Raw genomic sequence first — 22,266 nt, 5'->3', positions numbered from 1 at the left:
ACCCTGCGATCTGGCTACAGCGTCGCGAACACCTTTTCGGTTTCGCTCAGCAGCCGGTCCGCATGGGCTTCCGAGAACACCAGCGGCGGACGGATTTTCAGCGTGTTGGCGGCAGCACCCGTTGCCGAGATCAGCACACGGCGGGCGCGCAGGCCGTTCACCACCGCCGCAGCTGCCGCGGCATCCGGCTCCTTGGTGGTGCGGTCCTGCACCATCTCGACGCCAACATAGAGGCCGGATCCCCGGATATCGCCGATCTGCTCAAAGCGCTTCGCCAGGTCCGTAAAGCCATCGCGCAGCAGTTTTCCGACGCGCAGCGAATTCTCCAGCAGCTTCTCGTCCCGAATGACATTGAGCACGGCCTGTGCCGCGGCCATCGCCACCGAATTGCCGCCGAAGGTGTTGAAGTAGCGGTTGTCGCGGCCGAAATTCTGCACGACCGAAGGCGACAGCGCGACCGCGGCCACCGGATAGCCATTGCCCATCGGCTTGCCCATCGTGACGATATCCGGCGCGATATTGTGGCGCTGGTAGCCCCACAATTTCTCGCCACTGCGACCGAAGCCGGACTGCACTTCGTCGGCGATGAACAAGCCGCCGGCCTTGTGCACGACGTCGCGCACCGGGCCCAGCACATCGGTCGGATGCGAAAAGATGCCGTCGGAAGAGAACATCGAATCGGCGATGAAGGCGGCGAGGCCCTCGCCGCGGCGCTCCAGATCCTCGATCTCCTTTGCGACGTGCGCCGCCATCATCGGGCCGATCTGGTCCGGCGGCACGCGGTAGGAATCCGGCGCCGGCACGCGGCGCACCCACGCCCCCAAGGGCGACTGCGCGCCGAGCGACGGCGAGAAGCTAGCGGTGAGGTCGGAATTGCCGTGATAGGCCTCATCGGTGACGATGATGCCCTGCTTGCCGGTGTAATGCCTCGCGATGCGCAACGCGAGGTCATTGGCTTCCGATCCGGTGCAGGTGAACATCACATGCTTGAGGTTGTCGGCATGGGTGCCGAGCAGGTCCTCGGCATAGTTCAGAATGCCTTCCTGGATGTAGCGCGTGTGCGTGCACAGCGTGCCGAGCTGCTCGCTGATGGCGGCGACGACGCGCGGATGGCAGTGCCCGACCGAGACGACGTTGTTGTAGGCGTCGAGATATTCATGGCCTTCGGAATCATACAGCAGCACGCCCTTCGCGCGCGCGACCTCGACGGGGTCCTTGTAGAACAGCCGGTAGGCGGGACCGAGCACCGCGGCGCGGCGCTCGACCAGCTGACGGCTGCGCTCGCTCAAGCCCGCCGCGCTGGCGGGATCGAAGGCGTTGTTCATCTTGCCGCGCGGGGCCGTGATGGCGTTCATGCGAAATTCCTCTGTCGCTTCGAAGCCGGCCTGTCAGGCGGCATGGTTGGCAAACTGGCTGGATACTTCATCCGAGGAGCGGCTCAAAAACCAGTCGAGCTGCGGCCAGCAATGCGCGGTGAAGCGCGTTACATAGGCCGCGTTGGCCGGTACCGCATTGGCCAGCGCGATCGACAACAACGCCCGCGCCACCACCCGCCCCATCACCAGATGGGGAAGCAGATGCAGCTCTTCCGCGGTGAGGTCGGCGACGCCGAGATAGCCCTCCAGCAGGTCGCGGCCATGGCCGAAGAACTCGCCGTCGCTCTGCCCGGGCCGCTGCCCGAGCAACGCGGTGGAGACGTCGATCGCGACCGAGGTCCGCACCGCGTCGCCAAAATCGATCACGCCGCTGACGAAGCCCGGCAGCGCGGCATCGACGACGATATTGGACTGGCTGAAATCATTGTGCAGCACCTGCCGGCGGGTGCCGGCCAGGCGGGTTTCGATGCTGGCAAAACGCGCCAGCGCGGCCTCGAGCTGACGGCGCTGCGCGGGGTCTTCGACCCCTGCGAGCAGGCTTTGCAGGCCGAGTAAATGCTGGATGTCCCACGCCAGCACGCGGGAATCCGCGGGATGGCTGAAGTCCGCCAGCGCCAGCCGCAGCCGCGCCAGCAGCCGGCCGATCTGCTGCCGGCCCGCCGGCGTCGACGGCACCTCGCTGAGCGGCTGGCCATCCATATAGGTCATCATGCGGACCGGCCGGTTCTGCCCGGCCTGGTCGTGACAGGCAAACAGCGCCTCGCCGTTCAGATTGGCGACGACGCGCGGCACGGGAAGCGTGGGCGCCGTCGCGGCGAGATGGTCGAGAATGCGCAGTTGCAGGTCGATCTCCGCCACGCCCTCGGCCGGATTGGCCACTTTGAGAACGAAACGCTGCCCGTCGGCGGCGGTGATGCGAAACGTATCGTCCTTCTCGGTGGCGAACCGCGTCGCCCGGCCCTCGATCCCGAAGTGACGACGCACCAGATCGACGGCTTCCGCCTCCGCCATCGCGACATAGGGCGCGGCAAGGCCCCCCTGCAGGATGCTGGACGCGGGCAATGGATCGTTGGCCACGAATCTACCTTCGCTCGGCTGCGTACGCCCGGCGGGCGCGTTTCGCGAAGCGGTATATCTGCCATCGATTGCCTTGGGAACATAGCGCCGCGATCATCCGGCATGCAGCGTCGGAGTGCCGCTCGCAATCCTGGAATGAGCAGCAGCGGCAAATCAAGCAGGACGATTCAGACCGCCAGCACCCCTACCGAACCTTGGACGCCAAGACTATGTCGTCTGGAAATGCGACACCGAAACGATCTGCCAGGCTGCCGGTTTGCACAGCAACCTATCGCCGTGAACTTCGTTCAAACGGCATGGGAAAGATATTCTTGATCATTATCATACTGGGAATCGCAGTGCTGCTGATCACAGCCGTGCTGTTTGTCAGCCTGTAGGTTCAAACGTAGGAGCCATCGTTGCGTTGCGCCCCGCGCGGCAATGCACGCTCGGCATCCGCCAGCTTTGCCCGGTAATTGGCTCTTGCCGCCCGCTTGCCGATCAACGGCAGACCAAGCTTGCGGGCCCGGATCGTAATCGAGCTGATCGGCTTGTTCAAAGCCGCCGAGCATCTTGCGGGAGATGCCCCCTCCATGACGAGCTTCTTCAGGCGGCTCGTCTCGTCATCCGACCATGGACTGGTGATTAGCTTGCGCATTTCTCTTCTCCATTCTGGCCTGGATGACGCTATGTCCGGGACCGGCCCCGGCCCGCGCCCCCTTCCAATCCAGCCCTCACGATGTTCATTGAAAAACCGCGATAACCAAATTTCGTTCCGCGAAACGACGCCGCGGGATGGCCGCTTGCGCGAGCCGCCGGCACTGCGCTGGCCGGGCGGGAGTTGTTCGACAACGACCGTTACCGGATGGGGCACCGGGGCGCCGGCCTCGTCGCGTTGCATCTCCGGCGCTGCGAAACAGCGCTCGATTTCGGCAACCTCATTATGGGTGGGGATCGCAATGGTAGCAGGACCGTGCAGATCCGCGCGCGTCAGAAGCGGGAATGAGGACTGCACGGAGGTACGCCCCTTTAGTGGGGCACTATCACTTAGGTTCCCGCGAGCGGCGGCCCGATGCCACCGGGGAAACGAGGCTGGCCACCGCATGTTGCGATGGCCAGCCTGCCTTGCAGCTTTACGGACGCGGCGCCGTCACGCGCCAGATCGTATTCGACAGATCGTCGGCGACCAGGAGCCCGCCGCGCCCATCGACCGTGACGCCGACCGGCCGGCCGCGCGTCTTGCCATCCTCGCCCATGAAGCCGGTGACGAAATCGACCGGCGGACCGGACGGACGACCATTGCTGAACGGCACGAAGGAGACCTTGTAGCCGGACGGGGTTTCCCTGTTCCAGCTGCCGTGCTGGCCAACGAACACGCCATCGGCAAATTTGGCGCCCATGGCCGGCGACGAGAACGTCACGCCGAGGGCTGCGACATGCGAACCCAAAGCGTAGTCGGGACGAATGGCCGCCGCGACCCGTTCCGGATTTTGCGGCATCACCCGTGTATCGACGTTCTGGCCCCAATAGCTGTAGGGCCAGCCGTAGAACCCGCCGTCCTTCAGCGTGGTCAGATAGTCCGGCACCAGCTCTGGGCCGATCTCGTCGCGTTCATTGGCCACGGCCCACAACTGGCCGCTGCCCGGCTGGATCGTCAGCGCGGTCGGGTTGCGCAGCCCGGTGGCGTAGGGCCGATGGGCGCCGGTCGCGGCATCGATTTCCCAGACCACGGCGCGATCGACTTCCGCGATCATGCCGCGTTCGGTGATGTTGCTGTTCGAGCCGATCCCGACATAGAGAAAACGGCCATCGGCACTGGCCGTCAGCGACTTGGTCCAGTGGTGATTGATAGCTGACGGCAGATCGGTGACCTTGACCGGCGGTCCGCTCGCCTTGGTCTGTCCGTCGGCATAGTCGAACCGGACCAGCGCGTTCTGGTTGGCGACATAGATCTGGTTGCCGATCATGGCCAGGCCGTAGGGCGCGTTCAGGTTCTCGGCGAACACGGTGCGAAGCTCATAGACACCGTCGCCATCCTTGTCGCGCAGCAAGGTCAGGCGATTGCCGCCGGCCACCTGGGTGTTGCCCTGCGCCTTGATGACACCGGCAATAAAGTCCTTCGGCGTCAGCTTCGGAGCCGAGCCGCCGCGCCCTTCGGCGACCAGAATGTCGCCGTTCGGCAGCACGAGGGTCTGACGGGGAATTTTCAGGTCGGTGGCGATCGCCGTAACCGAATAGCCTTCCGGGACCTTCGGACGCGCGTCACCCCAGATCGCGGGAGACGCAATCTTCATGGTCGGCAACAGGCCTCGATGGGGCTCGGGAAGCTTCGGGTCAGCCCCGTATTGCTGGGCGCTGACCTGATGACCGGCGCTGAGCAGAGCCAGGAAAGCGAGAAGCGAAATCGATTTATCAAACTTCATAGTCGACGCCTGTCGTTCGCATGGTGGAAAAACCGAGCACGGTCGCGATCACAGCCAGCACGGCGACGATGGCCGAGACGAGTAACGCCTCCGGCATGCTGGCCCAGGCATCCTTGGCGTGAAGCAACTGGTTGACGAAAGAGAGGATCCAGACCGTCAGCATCAACATGAAATAGATGACGCGCGGACGGCGGTCGGCACCGCCGCGGAACATGTCGATCAAGGCCCACAGGGTCGCAAAGCCGCCCAGCACCAGACCGCCCATGATCAGCCAGCCCGCAAAATTCTTCCACTGGATTTCAAGCGTCGAGAAGTAAGCCCAGTCGCTCGCCAGCCCGATGATGAGAAAGCACGTCATGCCCGCGAGCAGAAACGCGTGGAGCGGATGTATCGATCGGTGATAAACATCCCCGACACGGTGGGACGAAGCAGGCGTTGACAGGGACAAAGACGATCTCCGAATATCCGCGGCGTGATAGCTCGCGGTGCGCCATAAACGCCCCGCATCGCGGATGGTTCACCGCTGGTTCATTTGAATGGCGGTCACGATGACGCGATTTCAGCGTCCGGAGATCAGGCGATCGCATAAGGGCAGCGGTGAATTTGGCGAAAGGCGGGATAGGTCGCCAAGGCGTCGTGGCGTGATCGATGATCCTGCCGGGCAAGATTTTGGAAAAATTCTGGACGCTATGGGGCGGTTTCGATCACGGCGTGTGTGGCTGTGGTTAGCGCGCAGTGCGTGAGCGGAGGGGGCGGTGCCGGGAAATTCCGCGGCAGATCCGGCAATTGCACCGAATTGGGCAATTGGTCGGAGTGGCAGGATTTGAACCTGCGACCCCTGCGTCCCGAACGCGGTTCACTTCTTCCAAACTATTGATATTGCTAACGTGGTGCTCCAGTGCGCCACGTTTTGTTCACGCCGGAATCGACCATTTCATTGCGATATCGTTGCAGCGTTCTCCGAGTGTTCATTGTGAACATGCGGCCACGATACAATTGGCTCGTTTGAGTTCATGCGGGCGTCTGCTCTAGGCTCTTATGAGACGGAGAATGGATAATGCGGTGTTGGATCGGGGCTGCAGCGATCTTTGCAACAGTGTCGGGATGTGCGCGAGAGCCGCCACCTCTGACCCAAGGAACAGCAGCGGGCTACAAGAAAGACATTGAGGACCAGCTTGGGATTACGCGCGCGAAACAGACACGAGAGCGGTGCTCTCAATTAGCAAAACCGGCCATTGGAATGACCGCTGCGCAGGTCTTGGCCTCCTGCTGGGGAAAGCCCGACCACGTAGCCGAGACCATTACCGCTCGGGGAAAAGTCGCTGGGTGGGGCTCCCCGGAAGGCAATATCCTACTATCAGACGGCGTTGTCATGAAGATCGAAACCATCCAATAGAAGCCGACCGCTGGGCGGCCTCTTTCCGCTCATTAGAGCGTTTTGCCTTTTCCCTTGCAAAATCAGTACAGCCTTCTGCAGATGTTCTCAGTCTGTGCACGCCTTTATGAGGCGTTTCTGGTACGTAACTGGTACGCCGCGTCAGACTGCTGAGATGCCGAGCATCGAAATTAGCTGTGCTGATGTAGATGGTCTGGAACAATGCTGGTGGCCTCTCTCTGATCATCAACATTTACCAGCGACCTGTTTAACGAATTCTGCCAGACCCAGCGCAGCCGGCGCGCTCTAGCGACGGGGTACCGTAAAGCTTGCGCCATGCCAGCGCCTGTGGACTGCGATCTTCGCGTCGCAGCCTGAGGCCCGTTCCCGCTATCAAAGTCCGGAGAAACTGTGGGCATCTTGTTCTATTCGCTGCTGGACGATTGATTTATTGCGCTGAAGCTCGCGAGAATTGCGGCCATGAGAGATGAGAACGTACCAGACCACTATTATGCGGCTTACATCGATGAGGCCGGAGACCCTGGCCTGCGGTCAGTACGTCCAATCGATGAAGTCGGCGGCACAGAATGGCTCTGTTTAGGCGCCGTAGTTATAAGAGCATCCCAGAGTTCGAAAGCCGTAGGTTGGGTGCGCTCGATGCTCGAAGAAGCCGGGGTACGTAATCCATCTGATCTGCACTATCGCAACTTGCCCGGTTTCCGCAGGACATCCATATGTTCTGCGACCGCGCGGCTTCCAATAAGAGCCTTTGTCCTCGCTTCTAATAAGAAGAATATGCGGCAATATCGCAATCTGAGAGCCGAGCGCCTCAAATCTCAACAGTGGTTTTATAATTTCTGTCTTCGGCTTTTATTGGAGCGCGTCACTCATTTCTGCTTTGAGCATGCCAAGGCGGAGAATGCACCTGGCAGGCTCCTCAAGATCGTTTACAGCGAACGTGGCGGCCATTCTTACGGCCAGACGACCGCCTACCAAGAGCTACTAAAGTCGCAGTCAAAGGCTGGGACAATGTTGCTTACGAAGCGGCGAATCTATTGGGAAGTGCTCGACTGGCGACTTGCGGAGGCGGCATCACACAAATCGAGCGCTGGGGCTCAGCTAGCTGACGTTATCGCGAGCGCATTTTACCAAGCCGTCGATACCCTACCGCCTACCAAATTGGATAACAGCTTCGCGAAACTCCTTAAGCCCATCATGGCAAGGGATGACGGATTGTATATGAATTACGGCTTAGCCCTGCAGCCAACTCCACCCTCTAAAGCGAAGCTGACGGATCAACAAAAGGAGATATTTGAATTCTACGGATACAAGTTTTGGCCATAAGCGGCGGGCCCCCGGCCTCCGATCCCCACCGAGCATATAGACTACCATCCATCGGGTAGCCGCATCGGTAAGAGGCCGCCACCAGAGCAGCGACCCAAGAGGGTGTTCCGGCGTAGCCCGCCGATAGAGATTCTAGGTCAATCCGAATCTGCTGCAACCTTTTTTATTTTTCCTACTGCAATGCTGTTGCCTTTGGCGTAGCCGGGTTGCATGTTCGCCGAGACCTTTCGGCACTGACGCCACGACATGAGCTGCATGACGTTTCCGGACGCCCCAGCACGCTTTTAGGACGCTGCGGGCTCTTTGGGCCTTAAGGCACTCCTTCGGATGACGGCTTCTAAGATGAAGTCGTGGAATAGCCGGCGGGTTAGCTAATGGAGGCGTCTATGGATAAATTTATCCGCCGGGCGGAGCGTGTCAACGATTATGAGACAGTCCAGTTTTGTATTTAGGCTTGAATTGGATGTCGGTCCGCGGGCGGATTGATCCAGGTCGCGATCGGCTTTGCAGGCGGTTCAGGCTGCTTTCTGACGAAACGTTCGGGGTTTCTGCTGAAGGCACCGTTGAGCGTGATTTGGCGGGCAGCATGGACCTGGTCGGCCTGACCGAAGTGCACTTGGTCGGGCGTCATCAGGCCTATTCCGGCATGGTGATGGACCTGATTGTACCAGTCGAAGAAGCCGCGGCAGAACGCCTTGGCGTCCTGGATGCAGCCGAAACGTTGCGGAAACTGCGGCTGGTATTTCATGGTTTTGAAGTGGCTCTCCGAGAACGGATTATCGTTGGAGGTGTGCGGCCGACTGTGAGACTTGGTGACGCCGAGATCTGCGAGCAGCAGCGCGGTAGTCTTGGCTCGCATCGGGCCACCACGGTCGGCATGCAAGGTGAGTTGACCGATGGGTACCGAATGTTTGGTGATGGCGTCCTTGAACAACGCCGCGAATAGCGTGGCGCTTTCCCGATCGGCGACACACCAGCCGACAATACGCCGGCTGAAAATGTCGATGATGACGTAGAGATAGAAGTAGGACCACTTGGCTGGTCCCATCAGCTTGGTGATGTCCCAGGACCAGACCTCGTTGGGCGCTTGCGCCAACAGCTCGGGCTTTTTGTAGATCGGATGCCGCAGCTGGTTACGACGTTCGCGGACTTCCTGGCTTTGAACTAGGATGCGGTACATGGTCCGGATCGAGCAGTGGTAAATGCCTTCGTCGAGCAGGCCGGCGTAGATCTCGGCGGGAGCCTGATCGGCAAAGCGTGGGGCGCGCAGCAAATCCAGCACGTTCTGGCGTTCGATGGCGGCCAACGCGCGTGGCGGCTTTGGTCTCGGCTGACGTAACGTCGGCGGCCTCGCCAAATGCGCGCGCCGACGATAGACGCTGGCACGCGACACGTTCAGAGCCCAGCACGCGCCGGCGGTGAGACGAGGCGTTACCGCCAGGGCGACAATTGCGTCGACCATCATGCGTCGTCGCTGTCTGCTGTCGCCAGCAAGGCCGCCACTTTTTTTTGGATCGCGATGATGGCTTCGGCGTGCTCGAGCTTGCGTAACAGCCGCGCATTCTCTCGCTGGGTCTGCGCCAGTTCCTGTGCCATCGGGTTGCGTATCGCGGGCTTGGGTCCACGTTTGACCGGATGCTGTCCGCCGAGCATGCCAGCGTCCCTCAGTCGGCGCCATTCGCTCAGGGTCGACGAGTACAGGCCCTCTCGGCGCAGGATCGCGCCGGTGCCGCCCGCGGGGGCGCGGTCGATCTCCGCCAGAACTCGCAGCTTGTCCTGCAGGGTGAAGGTTCGACGCCGCGGGCGATCAGACAGTTCAGGCGTCGTCGCCGCGGGGGCTGGCACGGCGGCCGGCCTCCGGCCTTCCGCCGCACCAGCCCCCGCGGCCGCACCCAACTTCACATCTCTATTCGGCATAACCATGTGATCTCTGTCCTACGCCCCGAGGCTAAACTCTTCGGACTCAGATGTCTCATGGTCATTGGCACGGAGGGGGGCGCGTCGAGTTCGCGATCTTGTAGCCCTCGCTGCTTTCTTTTGGAAAGTTGCAAAGTGGATCTATGAGAACGTGATCTCGACCGTCATCTGGCTCCCAAAATGTACACAAACTACTTACTGCGATACAAAACCAAGGGACGTTACGTCTTTTCGCCGACGGACGAGTGCAGAGAATTTGGCAACCGCCTGCTAGACGAGTGTCGGATGCGGGTCACTTTGCCAGACTACCACTATCATTATACGTCGGGCGGGCACGTTGCGGCGCTACACCGCCACATCGACAACAAGTTTTTCTTTCGGATCGACATCCAAAGTTTCTTTTACGCGATCCGCCGAAATCGAGTTGCCGCGGCCCTTCGCCATTTCAGCATTTCAGATCCTCGTGACCGAGCGAAGTGGTCGTGTGTGGCCGATCCATATGGAAGTGGCGGATACGTCCTGCCTATCGGATTTGTTCAATCTCCGATGCTGGCCAGCCTGGTTGTGCTTCTTTCGCCCGTGACAGACTCGATCGAACTCGCGAGAACGCGAGGCGCGTTCATTTCCATGTACTTCGACGACTTTATCGGATCGGCGCCTGATCTGGTCCTGCTGAACGAAGTTTTTGACGATCTCTGTCTAGCATGCGAGAGGGCAGCACTTCCTATAAACGACGGCAAGCTCGTCCTGCCCTCCCCGATCGCCACCGCCTTTAATTGCTCTCTGGAAGAGGGAGCTGCAGAGGTGACCCCGGGTCGAAAAGCCGAATTTTTTGCCCAACCAAGGTTGCCAGCCTCCATTGCGTCGTTTGATGCCTACTGCGATAGAGTCGCCAGTCAAAACCGTTAGCAGTCCGCTGAAAAACCCAAAATCCGACTATTTTCTTGCCAGCGGACAGGCGCGATGCTGGTGTAGTGAGCTGATCGGGCGTCGCGCGTCGTCGCCTGGACGGCGGGGAGGCTATGCGGCGAGCAGTTTTGGAATGCGGATCAGGTTGTAGGCGATCAGGTTGAGCAGGAAGTCGGCGGCGACAGCGCCGATGCCGCGATGTTTGGTCTTGCGCATCGTGCCGTGTTGCTTGCCCCATCCGAAGATGCATTCGATCATCGCGCGCCGTGTCTGCGACATACCATAGCCCTCGTGGCGGGTGGTTCGCTCGTCGATCGCGCTGCGACGGCTGCGGCCGGTCTTGCCGATTGTATTGTTCTGCGTCACATGCGGCGTCACCTCGATGGCGCGCAGATTGGCGACATGATCGGCGGTGTCATAGGCCTTGTCCGCGCCGGCGGTGATGCGCCGGCCGGCCTGTTTGGCCTTGGCCTTGAGCATCTTCTCCGCGGCGCGACGCTCGGCGGTGCCGCTGGCATGCGTCACCATCCCGGCGACCGCCAGACCATTGCGGTTCTCCATGGTGGCATGGCCCATGTAGCAGAGCCTGGCCTCGCGGCCGGTGGCCTTGCGGTAGAGCCGGCTGTCGGGATCGCTGGTGGAGGCATGGGTGTCGTTCTTGCGGGTCTGGCCATGGAAGTTGGTGCCGTCGTCGCCGTCACTGCCGTCCTTGGGGCGGAAGCTCTTGTGGGAAGCCCAGGCTTCGATCAGCGTGCCGTCCACCGAGAAATGCTCGTCCGACAACAGCGCCTTGACCTCGGCGAGGTTCAGAAGCCTGGTCATGAACTTCGTGAACACGTCGCCGTTCTGCAGTCGCTCGCGGTTCTTCGTGAAGGTGGTCGGGTTCCAGACCCGGTCGTCCGGCGACAGCCCCACGAACCAGCGATACAATAGATTGTAGTCCAGTTGCTCCATCAGTTGGCGTTCCGAGCGGATGCCATAGAACACCTGCAGCAGCAGCGCGCTGAGCAATTGCTCAGGCGGGATCGACGGACGACCTTCCTTCGCATAGAGGCTGGAAAAGCTGCGGCTCATCTCGCCCAGCACATCACGGACTAGCGCCCGGACTTTCCTCAGCGGATGGTTCTGGGGCACCCGCGCATCCGGCGAGATATATGAAAACAGCCCGCCTTGATCCTCGAATGTCCCGCGCACGCCGACCTCCACCGATTCTCGATCAAATTGAATCAGGAAATGAACGCCGCCGCGAGGGATTTTTCAGCAAACTGCTAGACGAGAATGATTTCTCTCGGTCTTAAAAAGGAGCACGAAAGCTTCCGAATTTGACAGCACACTCAACTCCACAGAACCGTTCTCCATGGGTTTGTAATTTGCGCATTTAAACGACTGCACATCGGATTTTCTCACGATGAATAGCAACTTTTTGAAAAGCGATGGTCGACCGCGCGTTTCCCCAAATAGATACCAATCAACTAAGAGCCATTTTTGCCAAAAGCTGGTCTTTTTCCTTCGCGAAGGACAATAGCTGCCGTCCGTCGAATAGGTTGTCGATCGTGAAGCGATAGACAGATTGATTGTTAAGCATCTCTACTGCGGTCATTATATCGTGAGAAGGCTGGTCAATGATCAGTGAGAGCCAGCTCTCTGTTTCGAGTGGAGATGGCATCCAGAAGGTGTCTCCAAAGGTTTCGCGTGCCCCGTTCTGAAGCCGCTTCATCGCTCTGCTATTACGACGCCCATTTGTCGTATAAAGTTGGCAACCGTTCTTGCCGGTCAAAGGTGATCCCAGTCCCTTCAAATAGTGAGTTGGGACGATCTGATCGTATACAATATCATTTGCTCTAGATTGAGGAATAAAGTGAGCGAGGACCACTTCGATCTTTCCGTCGATAGGCATGTATTGCGGAGGCCATCTAAGTGCACGCGCCATCTCAACATTTATATCGAGAGGAATAACTGTTCCCGGAGCTTTGGCGGGTGGACGAGCTGCCAAGCTTCTCTCAATGTCGCTTAGCGTTTGATGACTCTGCCGGGCGATCCGTGACACCTCTGCTTGCAGCGTATGGATCGAGGCAATGCGCTCCCTCACCTCGGCCATTTTGTTCGTAAGGACAGCTACCTCACGGTTATATTGGTTTCGCCATCCCTCACTTGGGCAGCTATTGCTCGTAGCAGCGGAATTGTTAAAAACATTCGGCAACGCTGTCGCGGTTGCGATCACTTCGAGACACTGGACTTCGGTTGTATCAACTAGAGACATTAAAAACTTCCTTTATATAAGTATGAATTAGTAACCTTATTAAGCAGAACGTGATTGCTAAGTGCAATTTGTTTCAGCGAGCACGTTGGTTCGCTTGAAATGTCGCGGCTGCGAGACTCGGAAATCGACGATTGAGGCTTGCTCCAACTTTACGGATAAGACTGGTCAATCCGGTTCACCTGACCTTCCCGTTGGCTCAATGGCGCTCGCCGCGTTATCCTGCTCACTTCACGACCAAAGATTTTGCGCGACGATTGCAACAGCGTTTTCGGAAGTGGCGCGGCACGAAAATTTAGGCTAGGTCACTAACGTATTAGCCGAATAATTTCCGGGGAAGTGGATGGAGCTAGGTGACGCAATCCGTCAGGCGCGTACAGCGTCTGGTCTCAGTCAAACCACTTTGGCGCAACGGGCTGGAGTTAGCCTCGATGCTGTTTCAGCTTTGGAAGTGCACGGGGCCGGAACTGTACGGTTGCTTTCCGCTGTCGCTATGGCGATCGACTTGCGCTTCACGGGGCTACCCCGTGGTCGCTCTTTCGGCGATCAGGTTCGTATACTCCGCAAGCGGCGCATGTGGTCCCAGGAAGAGTTGGCTCAGCGGGCAGAAGTTTCAGCGCCGGCTATTGTCCGGCTCGAACGAGGGAACGCTCGGGTGGCGACTCTTCAGGCCGCTCTGGATGTACTCGCGCCAAAAGCTCGCCCTCGGAAGTCCGAGATCGCGCGATGGGGCAAAGGAACGCGAGACGTCCGATTCACGCCGCCTGAAATCTGGGAGCGGATCGTGCATGTGCTCGGGCGGGTCGATCTTGATCCCTGCGGTGATCTCGCCAGCCCGGTTGGTGCCCGTAAAACCTTCACAGAACTTGACGATGGCTTGACCCAGCGGTGGTTCGGTCGCGCGTATGTAAATCCGCCCTACAGCATGGCGATGAAGTTCACCCGGAAGGCGTACGAGAGCTTTGCGGCAGGCCATTGCTCGGCCGTGATGCTGCTACTTCCTAACAGCGTGCTGCACACTCAAGCCTTTCACGAATTCGGATACGGAAAGGCGGACGTCTTCATCCTTCAGGATCGGATCAGGTTCCTAAGCGCGAACGTTCAGTATAAGGCGCCGTTTGGCAATAGTGTGGTTCTCTATGGCGCAGATGATCTGATGATCAAGCGAACGCTGGAGGTGTTCCCGTGCGTCCATCTTCAGAAGGCCGCTTCTCTTGGACTGGGCCGGCCCCTCCACTTGCGGCTTTCGCGATAACGTCCACGCCATTCCCAGCGCGGTCAAATCGCGGCACGTCTTACGCCATCCAGGCAGGTGCGCCAGTGTTCGGCATCTGTGACGGGCTGCAGACTCATTGTGATAAGGGACAACGAGGTCTGCAAAAATGCTTAAAATCCGGCCTTATCTGGTCGGCGTGGCGCTTTGAATGGCTGAGCATGACCTTTTGGCCAATCTGATGCAGTGGCCTCCAAATTCTTGAACGTACATTTTGTCCTTCGCCCGTGGCCATCCGGCCCAGGCTGGAGACACGACATGAACCACGACCAAAAGATTCTAAATGAAGAACACGGCATGCAGCATGCGTGTGACGTGCGCCACGACCTTTTGATCTCCGCCTTGCAGGAGATCAAAAATGAGGTATCTCGCATTTCGCAGAAACTGATGTCCCGCTCGCTCATTCTCTCGAACGGTGCTGGCGACGCCTACCCGCAGCTGTCCAGAAGGCTCTTGAGCCCTCTTGCTGACTACCCTGACACGTTTGAAGTTGTACGCGCGCACTTCATCCCACAGTGTCAGAAGGAACATACTGCATACCTCCAGATGGTATTGAAGCGCTATCTAAAGGCGTACGGCACTGAACCGATGTTAGCAAAGCACAACGGTCACTTGTACGCAAAGCATCACGGTTTCCTCGATAGTCGTGCCTCATCGCATCTTGTCACTCAGGCCAATATTGAAGGCGATGTGTTCTGGGTGCCAGACCCAGCAGACCATCAGATATGGCCTGCATTGGTGATGGACGCCTCCGGCGAAACGCCGGCGGATCTGCGGGCTAGAATCGAGCCGCATCTAAAAGGGCAGTTCACAGTTGAGGGCTTCGGTCCGAAGTTCGTACTATGTTTTGAGACCGAAAGAGACTTCATCATAGCCAAACTACATCTTGGGTAGGTGGCACACATGAAGTGCGATGAACCTCAAGCATAGCGCCTTGGCACCTTGGGCGCGGCGAACGATACGACTCGATTTTGTCATCCATCATTTTGGCCTTGCATTGGGAGGCCGGCCCGCAGCGAAGTTTGCACGCCGACTGATGCTGCCGGTGAGCAATGATACGCTGCTTTGGGTCGTTCGGCGGCGCAGGGCGATCGGTTCGACTTGTTGTCATGGCACGCCGCGTCCGCTGCCATACTATCAATGACTTGCGCCTGTCTTCGGGCGAATGGTGATCGCGGTCGTGGCGCCTTCACAAACTGCGGTCTCTACTTCAAATCCGTCAGGGACCAGCACTGACGGACGCAAGGCGTGCTGCATGATGCTGATTCCTTTGTGAAACCAACACGAGGCTGCGCGCGAACTTCATCAAAAGTGAGTCAGAGCCCAATTTGCACCCCTGAGCGGCCGGTTTTGAGGTATCCCTCGTTTCGCACAAGCTTTGAATTGAGAAAATCATTTTCGCTCATCGCTGCGGTAGCCATGACAGTTTGCCCACCTCGTGACCGCCGTTAGGTTTTGTCACCAGATGCGAGCGAAGGCACGAAAGCCAAGCTTTGGTGCGGGAGCCGTTTGTTTAGATCTTCTGCTATGAAGGTTTTGTGAGCAAATCTTGGTCAGCCGCGATCGGGGATCAGGCCGCAACACAAGCCGCCTTCGCTTTCAAGATAAGCGAGTTCATCATTTCGACCGCATCAGTGGCGTCGCCATCGTCCGAACAGATCGTCATGCGCGAGATGGTCGTGCCAGTTCGTCGGGATGCAGCTTCGGCTTGTTCGTATGCCAGTCTTTGACGAATTGGCGCAGATCGTTAATGTGCCCTTCGTGCTCCTCCTGAACACTGTCTTCTTCGTCCTCCCATTGGCCAAGCGTTTTGATCAGCAGATTCGTCGCGCGATCAAGCCAGAGTGCGGGATCGCGCGCCGTGGCGACCGGGGCGGATTTGATCGCATCATCATATGTCGTTTCGGCTTCGTCGGCATTTTCGAGCGCCTCGGCAATCTTGCCGTCATCGCCGGGAAACATTTCGCGTATCTGCTCTATTTGCGTGGTGCACCCTGACAGTGCGCCGGCAAGATCGCTGGTGATCTCGCGCCACAAAGGCGAAGGCGCAACGGGGAGTGCCAGCAAAGCAGCCGCGGCTGTTCGAGCATTTGCTGAGCGATCAAGGGTGGCGCGTTGTCCTTGTAATTTGGTGTTGGACGCGTTGTCAGCATCGGAGTCGAGCAGTTCGCGCATCACCGCGCGCCAGTCAAGCGCTGGTAAAGCAGGAAGAGGTAGCCTCTCGCCCTTATAGGCTTCGTTGCCAGACCATGCGCCGGTCACGTACTCGAGGCGGGTTGTTTGATAGTCGGCTTTCTGGTAGTTCCAATTGTTGTTCTGGACGTCGAGTTCCAGCGCGTTGGCAAGTGTCTCCGCGTCGTATGTCGCGAGACGAGAGTGCGGGACGTCGTAGGAGCGTTCGATTGTGAATACGGGCACGGATGTGTTTTCTTTCTCGGGCGCACAATTGCGCGGGTTCGGTGTTAGGCGCAGCCGTTTCATCGCAACCGTCGTCGGACAGGATAGTCGTCTTGACGCGGCTCGCCCCGGTGTGGACCTGTTGCGCTAACTCCAGCGGCTTGTATGCGAAATTTCTGATATGGCACTGCAAAACTAACCGCAGCAATGAACGATAAGAATCATTTTGACGTAAGAAGAGATCGTAATAGATGTGTTTGAAGTCTCTTGCTTCAACGTAATAAAGCAGCAATGCGGCTTCTCTTATGGGTTCTTGTTGAAGCTGTTCGTCGAAGAGAACTTTTCGGCTAGCGCGCGGCCGATCACTGCGCAAATGACATCCGGGACATCACTCGAGATATTTGCGAGTAAAGGCGGGTTCTCCATAGCTTTATAGTAGTAATCCCACTCGTCGTCGCATTCTGTCCACGCAAGCTGCGTAGCTAAATGGCGCCTACCGCTCATCTGTGCGGTTGTTTCGAAGCCATCATAAAGAATGTGCAGATGGGGGTTCTGTTGTTGGATAAGCAGCGCTGCTTCAAACGCATCCACGAACTTCCGAAAATACGCAGCAAGGATCGGCGGCGAAGTGGCTTGACCAATCGATAACTCATTGCCCTGGCAGGCCGTGATGCAAGCCGTCATCGTGTGGTTGGGAATATCGCAAGTAGGTCGCAATGTGAGATATGTTGCCAACGGCACCAGATTTAAGTCACGTTTTTCGAACCAAAGCGCTTTACTGAAGTAAACCGGATCCGGTTGAAGATTCGGCATTTGGGTGCTCTCTTCGTTTTCATTCGTTAGAGTCATTGGATACTTCCTTTCAACCAGCAGGACGCCGGCAGTACGAATACGCACGGAAGAGTTTGTGAGCGCAATATTTTTCACGAATACTTCCAATCATTGCGCGATAGCTATCGCGGCGACGGAAGTCCGAGCGCGGCTTCATCGAACCGTTTTCGTCGGTATAATTCTATAAGCTTCGAGCGCAAGCAGCCTGGGATGGCGCCGCACGAAAATGCGAGCTAATGCAAATACGTTTTAGCCGAAGAAGTTCCGGAGAAACGGATGGATTTTGCCAGCGCTGTCCGACAGGCGCTTACAGGTCTGAGTCAAACGGTGCTAGCGAACAAGGCTGGCGTTAGCGTCGATGCTGTTTCAACTCTTGAGGGTAAAAGGGGGCGGAACGCCCGCGTGCTCTTTGCTGTGGCTAGAGGTGTTCACCGGTGCGGGTCGCCGGCGGACGTGGAGCGACGAGGACAAGGCGCGGGTGATCGCGGCGATCGAGAGCAGTGGCAAGTCTGTTTCCGGCGTGGCTCGGCGGCATGGATTGTCGCCGCAGCAATTGTTCGGTCGGCGACGGCAGGTCAGAGAAGCTCAGGCGGCGTTTCCAAGGATGATGAACCGCGTCTTGTCCCGGCGGTTGTCGATCCGGCACATCCGACACGGCGGGCCATCGGCAGCGCAAGACGCCGCGCCGGCAGCTGGAAGAACCCTGCTGGAACGATCCAGGTCGCCATTGATGGCGTGACGGTGCGCATCGGCGCTGGCGCCCCGGCGGGCACGATCGCCGCGGTGTTGCGGGCTTTGAAAGCCGGCGCGTGACAGACCCGATTGGCACGGTCCGCGTCTGGGTCGCGAGCAAACCTGTGGACGTCCGCAAGGGCGCGATGGATTGGCGGCACTGGTGCGCGAGAGCATGGCGGCGGATCCGTTCTCCGGCGCGGTCTACGTGTTCCGCGCCAAGCGCGCGGATCGGATCAAGCTGGTGTATTGGGACGGCACCGGTCTGTGCCTGTTCGCCAAGCCGCTGGAGGATAGCATCTTCCGCTGGCCGAAGATCGAAGACGGCGTGATCCATTTGTCGGCCGCGCAATTGTCGGCGCTGCGCGAAGGGCTGGACTGGCGGCGTGTCCACACGGCGCGCGATGGTGACGCCGGCATAGCCGGGTTGTAGGCAAAAAGAGATATTGCGTTCGCGGCGGCATAATAGATAAATAGAATTGAAATTCGGTGGGCGCTCCTTATGGAGCTCGGTGGCTGCCCGGCTAAAACTCTGACGCGGGAAACGAGACCGTATTAGGAGCAGGCTCCGAGGCCAAAACGCTGATCAGTCGTATAAAGCTGATCGAAAGAGAGCCGCAACGTCCTAACGATGACGACGGCTCGTGACATCCTGGTCGCGTGACTTGGCTTGGGTGACACGCTGATGTTGGTTATACCAACTTCTAACCGCCAGAATGCTTGCATTCAGAGACAGCAACTAAAGACAGGGCTACGGGTGGCCACCTGTTACGAATAAAACCGTTACATTGCTGGAAGTCACTGTCGAAGACTCAACGAAGGAACCGACGATTATCTCCCCCTGCTTCTTTCAAAGACGCCTCCACCGAAATGGTAGGCTGTTCAGCTTTGATAGGAGCAGGGGGATAGAGTTGTGTCCAGTTTCTAACGAATGGATACGATCGCAAGCTTACGCTTGCTCTCTCCATCGTGGCTCTCTAATAAAACGAAACCGGCTATCAATTTATATGATAAAAGCATGGATCTCTTATACGACTGGCGACCTGATCCATTAGCAAAAGAGACATCAGCAAACACTCATGAACTTAGCCCGGGAAATCGATATAGGACACGGGTGAAGTTTATGGTGAAAGAGCGAACGATAGTGAGCGAGAGAGCCAGAAGCGAACACGAGTTCGAATGAGCAAAGCCGAAGGCGCATGCGAGTTCGGACTTTTAATAGATGTTAAATGCTTCGCTCATGTCGCAGCACGAAGTCCTCAGACACAAATGTCACAACCCGCTCACGTGATTAAATAGTGACGGGTCTGCAGACAATCACCTATAAAGGAATGATATCAACAACGGATGCATTCGCTTGAATATCAAAGAATCCTATTCCACATTCTGCTATCACTACTCCATGACCGTCTCGGCTGATGGCACAGAGCATTCGGTGATGCTAGAGGCATACCTAGAAGCGAAAAGTTGTTTGGATATCCCGTTTTGGAAAAATAACGTAGATCTAATCGACGAAAATCATTTTCTGGCGTGGGCTGACAATGCCTTAGCCAGCGGACGACTTACTTCTTATGATCATAAGTTCTATGTGAGATGCTCTGAGACTATAGCGCGCTTTCGCCAAGAGCCTAAAACGCGGTGGGCGAAGTTTGGTGTTATCGAGGACCAGCCCGGTTACGCCGATAACCCATGTCGGTTCATCATGGCTTATCAACTCGAGGACGGGTGCATAGAGTGCCACGTCGCGACCGATACTAGAGTACTGACGTGTAAGCGGATCATCATATGATGAGCGCAGATAGCTTGGCACAGGTCGTCGCAAATTGATTGAGTTGTAATACCTAGAGAAGAGTTCTGAAAGCCAGCAGGCAAAAGCTAAGGGTATTACCCCGGCCGGAGCAAATGACGCGCTTGAATCGGTTGAAGTGGGAAGCCCGTGTGTTACATATGAGTGGTATCAGAAGCGAGTAAAGCGCTCTTATGAGTCTGTACCAGCGTTTTATTTTTTGCGTTGTCGAGTACAGCTTGACTGTCACCGGCCCAACCCTCGGCGGTAAATCGCCACCAGTCGTCTGGGATCTCGAAGGGGCCGTGCTGGCCTGGTAGTTAGAACTGCAACGGCCTTAGCCCTTGGACGAACGAGGCTCGGCACTGCGTGGGAACGTGCGCTTTTCCTGGAAAACGCCGTCCATCTTCTTGATTTTCACCGAGCCCCCATGCTGGCCGATCGCAGCCGACAGGCTACCTCCAGCGGTCGCATCATCTCGGACTAACTCGATCGCCGGTTGAGGCTGGCCGCTCCAGGTCATCTGATAGACGTTTCCTTGAGCCACTGACTGGACCGCGTGGGGAGCCGGTGCGCAGAATATAGAAGATCGCTTTGATGAATGACACCTAATCATTGTTTTATCAAATTCCCTGACCCAATCAGACCCACTGATTTCTCCGCCCCAGACGGCCGACCCAACAACGGCATGAGGGGAGTCCTGGATTTGAGGACCGTATCACTACGGTTCGCATTATTATCAAAATCGGCAGAATCGCAGAAGTAAGTTGGATCGAGACCGCCGACCGATCAATCAAACTGTCCGTCGTCAGGCAATTTGAGACTGATCACGTGTTTCGAGAAGAGAGCCTCTGGCTCATCAGCGGTTAGAGTTTAAGCAGCCTGCAGTCGGTGCTGCAAGCGACGGTTTGCGATGGTGGCAAGTTTGATGCGTCTGCGTTCTGCGATGATCGCCTCCGCTCTGCCGTAGTAGACGTCCGCCGGCGTGACGTTTTCGATGCTTTCATAATAGCGGACGTCACTGGCCGAGGCTAGGATCGTAACTGAAGGTTGGCGTCGGCATTAGAACACCGGCCGTCCTCACGGCTCGCTGGGTTATAGGCCACCAGCCCCCGAGGTCTTCGTGCCCGCAAGGACCGCGCGGTCGGCTTCGCAACCCCCACCAAGTACGCCGACCGCGCTGGCACCCAAGGCGCCCATGCCCTAACATTCCAACTGGACCAGTCAGTGGGGACCGATCAGGCGCTGCTGAGAACAGGGAAATACTCAGCCACTTAGGTCCATCCACGCCCTTGCATGAACCGGCGAATACTACGAAATTCTTACTTTGCCGAGGTCGCGGAACTTCCACATAGCAAGTCGCGTTAACGTAGCAGCGCGGAAAGTTATGATGTTACCTCTGATACCAGATCGTCCCGTACATGAAGAGCAAGTTTGACAGTCTCGGCTATCATATCGTTGTGATTAGAGTTTCTAAATTTCCCGTATCGTGGCGGTGGCGCATTGTTCGTCGCGGAGCGCCGATGGGTGTGAATCTGGAAGCTGAGGGTTTCAGCGACTACCTGATGGCGCGCCTTGCCGGCAACCGAGCCTTAGGCGAGTTTTTGGAAGAGTTAATGACGGAGCGACTCCGTTTCCCGAGTGAATAGCGATATCGCTACACGCAAGCAGAAAAAAGGCCGACCTCTCGGTCGGCCTTTTGCTCAAATATTTAGATAAAGATCAATACTTAGCCATAACGGGGCCGCCGAGATTGAACCGATAATTCAGACCCGCCTTGACTGTGTGTTCGTCGTTACGGAACGATCCAAGAGCAACCAAAGCCGCCGGGCCAGCAGTAAACTGTGAGTTACCAAAGTTAAAGTACTGATATTCAATTTTACCCGACCAGTTTTGGGTGAACAGATATTCCAAGCCGCCGCCAACTGTGTAACCGTCCTGACGACGGTTGTAAGTGAATGCGACGGGCGCTCCACCAACCGTGATTCCGATATTGCTACCATTGTCGCGGAATCCATAGCCGCCCTTAGCGTACAGAAGCGCAGGACCCCATGCGTAGCCGAGTCGACCGGTCACCGAACCAAGGCCACGGCTGTTAGAATTATTGGTCAGGATACCAGCGCCTGCCGGATCGGCAAAAGCATAGCCGTTGTTACTATTAGTGTTCGGCTTGAAGCTGTAATTAGCTTCGATACCGACAACCCAACTCTGAGCGAACTGATAATCCGCGCCGCCCTGAACACCAACGATAAATCGACCGCTGTTACCGTTTCCGAAGGTGCTGTTGCCACGCCAATCGCCACCAACGTGGCCGCCGATATAGAAGCCGGTCCAATTATACACCTGCGCGGCAGCATAAGCCGGAGCCTTCGTGTACGTACGAGCCGCCATATCTGCTGCAGAGACCGGCGCTGCCAAGCCGATCGTAGCAAGGGCTACGGTCCCGAGTAGAAATGCCTTCATATCAAAAGTCCCCCAAAAAGTTTTGTACATGAACTCACGAATACGCCAGCCGTAAAATGCGATTCTCGTTGTCGCCAAATTGCAACACTTTATGATTAAAAAACTTCCAGATGCCTAACAAATGGTA

At 57.5% G+C, this 22,266-nt stretch carries 19 protein-coding genes and 2 pseudogenes; 8 read left to right on the top strand and 13 right to left on the bottom strand.

The window, feature by feature from the left end:
* Positions 1-14: 14 nt before the first annotated feature.
* The 5 genes from FIU28_RS05340 to FIU28_RS05320 form a co-directional block, all read right to left on the bottom strand.
* Positions 15-1,355, bottom strand: coding sequence for an aspartate aminotransferase family protein (locus tag FIU28_RS05340; RefSeq protein WP_441351272.1), 1,341 nt, complete (start codon positions 1,353-1,355; stop codon positions 15-17).
* Positions 1,356-1,388: 33 nt separating this feature from the next.
* A complete protein-coding gene (locus FIU28_RS05335) occupies positions 1,389-2,453 on the bottom strand; it encodes a phosphotransferase (RefSeq protein ID WP_210245479.1) in 1,065 nt (354 codons plus the stop codon).
* Between the two features lie 379 nt (positions 2,454-2,832).
* Positions 2,833-3,090, bottom strand: coding sequence for a hypothetical protein (locus tag FIU28_RS05330; protein ID WP_143571980.1), 258 nt, complete (start codon positions 3,088-3,090; stop codon positions 2,833-2,835).
* A 475-nt stretch (positions 3,091-3,565) separates the two neighbouring features.
* Positions 3,566-4,855, bottom strand: coding sequence for a PQQ-dependent sugar dehydrogenase (locus FIU28_RS05325; RefSeq protein ID WP_143571979.1), 1,290 nt, complete (start codon positions 4,853-4,855; stop codon positions 3,566-3,568).
* Positions 4,845-5,303, bottom strand: coding sequence for a DUF2231 domain-containing protein (locus FIU28_RS05320; protein ID WP_246660879.1), 459 nt, complete (start codon positions 5,301-5,303; stop codon positions 4,845-4,847). Before FIU28_RS05320 ends, FIU28_RS05325 begins: the two co-directional genes overlap by 11 nt.
* Positions 5,304-6,710: 1,407 nt before the next feature.
* Between FIU28_RS05320 and FIU28_RS05315 the strand changes: the two genes are divergently transcribed.
* Entirely contained in the window at positions 6,711-7,574 is an 864-nt protein-coding gene (locus FIU28_RS05315; protein WP_143571978.1) for a DUF3800 domain-containing protein, read from the top strand.
* Positions 7,575-8,022: 448 nt separating this feature from the next.
* On the opposite strand, the gene FIU28_RS05310 is transcribed toward FIU28_RS05315, so the two are convergent.
* Positions 8,023-9,252 (bottom strand): IS3 family transposase, encoded by a 1,230-nt coding sequence (locus FIU28_RS05310; RefSeq protein ID WP_246660878.1) that lies wholly within the window; start codon positions 9,250-9,252, stop codon positions 8,023-8,025.
* A gap of 419 nt (positions 9,253-9,671) precedes the next feature.
* Between FIU28_RS05310 and FIU28_RS05305 the strand changes: the two genes are divergently transcribed.
* Positions 9,672-10,400, top strand: a complete 729-nt coding sequence (locus FIU28_RS05305; protein WP_143571977.1) for a reverse transcriptase domain-containing protein — start codon at positions 9,672-9,674, stop codon at positions 10,398-10,400.
* 111 nt (positions 10,401-10,511) lie between these two features.
* On the opposite strand, the gene FIU28_RS05300 is transcribed toward FIU28_RS05305, so the two are convergent.
* Positions 10,512-11,594 (bottom strand): IS5 family transposase, encoded by a 1,083-nt coding sequence (locus tag FIU28_RS05300; RefSeq protein WP_143571976.1) that lies wholly within the window; start codon positions 11,592-11,594, stop codon positions 10,512-10,514.
* A gap of 274 nt (positions 11,595-11,868) precedes the next feature.
* A complete protein-coding gene (locus FIU28_RS05295) occupies positions 11,869-12,660 on the bottom strand; it encodes a hypothetical protein (protein WP_143571975.1) in 792 nt (263 codons plus the stop codon).
* Between the two features lie 490 nt (positions 12,661-13,150).
* Between FIU28_RS05295 and FIU28_RS05290 the strand changes: the two genes are divergently transcribed.
* Together FIU28_RS05290 and FIU28_RS05285 are read left to right on the top strand one after the other, a co-directional pair.
* Complete coding sequence (locus tag FIU28_RS05290) at positions 13,151-13,912, top strand: DNA N-6-adenine-methyltransferase (RefSeq protein ID WP_246660877.1); 762 nt, start codon at positions 13,151-13,153, stop codon at positions 13,910-13,912.
* Between the two features lie 276 nt (positions 13,913-14,188).
* A complete protein-coding gene (locus FIU28_RS05285; protein WP_143571973.1) occupies positions 14,189-14,824 on the top strand; it encodes a hypothetical protein in 636 nt (211 codons plus the stop codon).
* A 768-nt stretch (positions 14,825-15,592) separates the two neighbouring features.
* On the opposite strand, the gene FIU28_RS05275 is transcribed toward FIU28_RS05285, so the two are convergent.
* Both FIU28_RS05275 and FIU28_RS05270 read right to left on the bottom strand, forming a co-directional pair.
* Entirely contained in the window at positions 15,593-16,411 is an 819-nt protein-coding gene (locus tag FIU28_RS05275; RefSeq protein WP_143571971.1) for a hypothetical protein, read from the bottom strand.
* Positions 16,412-16,630: 219 nt separating this feature from the next.
* On the bottom strand, positions 16,631-17,254 hold the full coding sequence (locus FIU28_RS05270) for a hypothetical protein (protein ID WP_143571970.1): 624 nt from the start codon (positions 17,252-17,254) through the stop codon (positions 16,631-16,633).
* 180 nt (positions 17,255-17,434) lie between these two features.
* Between FIU28_RS05270 and FIU28_RS05265 the strand changes: the two genes are divergently transcribed.
* Together FIU28_RS05265 and tnpB are read left to right on the top strand one after the other, a co-directional pair.
* Positions 17,435-17,971, top strand: a complete 537-nt coding sequence (locus tag FIU28_RS05265; RefSeq protein ID WP_441351651.1) for a hypothetical protein — start codon at positions 17,435-17,437, stop codon at positions 17,969-17,971.
* A gap of 70 nt (positions 17,972-18,041) precedes the next feature.
* Positions 18,042-18,323, top strand: coding sequence for an IS66 family insertion sequence element accessory protein TnpB (gene tnpB, locus FIU28_RS05260; protein WP_441351270.1), 282 nt, complete (start codon positions 18,042-18,044; stop codon positions 18,321-18,323).
* Between the two features lie 1,690 nt (positions 18,324-20,013).
* On the opposite strand, the gene FIU28_RS26645 is transcribed toward tnpB, so the two are convergent.
* Positions 20,014-20,199, bottom strand: a complete 186-nt coding sequence (locus tag FIU28_RS26645; RefSeq protein WP_210245478.1) for a DUF2188 domain-containing protein — start codon at positions 20,197-20,199, stop codon at positions 20,014-20,016.
* Positions 20,200-20,549: 350 nt separating this feature from the next.
* Positions 20,550-20,690 (bottom strand): annotated as a pseudogene (locus tag FIU28_RS26815) (IS3 family transposase); the annotation flags it as partial.
* A 4-nt stretch (positions 20,691-20,694) separates the two neighbouring features.
* On the opposite strand from FIU28_RS26815, the pseudogene FIU28_RS26810 reads away from it, so the two are divergent.
* Together FIU28_RS26810 and FIU28_RS27170 are read left to right on the top strand one after the other, a co-directional pair.
* Positions 20,695-20,883 (top strand): annotated as a pseudogene (locus tag FIU28_RS26810) (integrase core domain-containing protein); the annotation flags it as partial.
* A 316-nt stretch (positions 20,884-21,199) separates the two neighbouring features.
* Positions 21,200-21,325: a hypothetical protein gene (locus tag FIU28_RS27170; protein WP_256365963.1), complete on the top strand. Its 126-nt coding sequence runs from the start codon at positions 21,200-21,202 to the stop codon at positions 21,323-21,325.
* Positions 21,326-21,398: 73 nt separating this feature from the next.
* Here FIU28_RS27170 and FIU28_RS05250 read toward each other — a convergent pair whose 3' ends face one another.
* Complete coding sequence (locus FIU28_RS05250; protein WP_143576047.1) at positions 21,399-22,139, bottom strand: outer membrane protein; 741 nt, start codon at positions 22,137-22,139, stop codon at positions 21,399-21,401.
* Between the last annotated feature and the right edge of the window lie 127 nt (positions 22,140-22,266).

It is taken from the genome of Tardiphaga sp. vice154 (assembly GCF_007018645.1).
Classification (GTDB): domain Bacteria; phylum Pseudomonadota; class Alphaproteobacteria; order Rhizobiales; family Xanthobacteraceae; genus Tardiphaga.
This window is presented reverse-complemented; position numbering and strand designations above follow the sequence as displayed.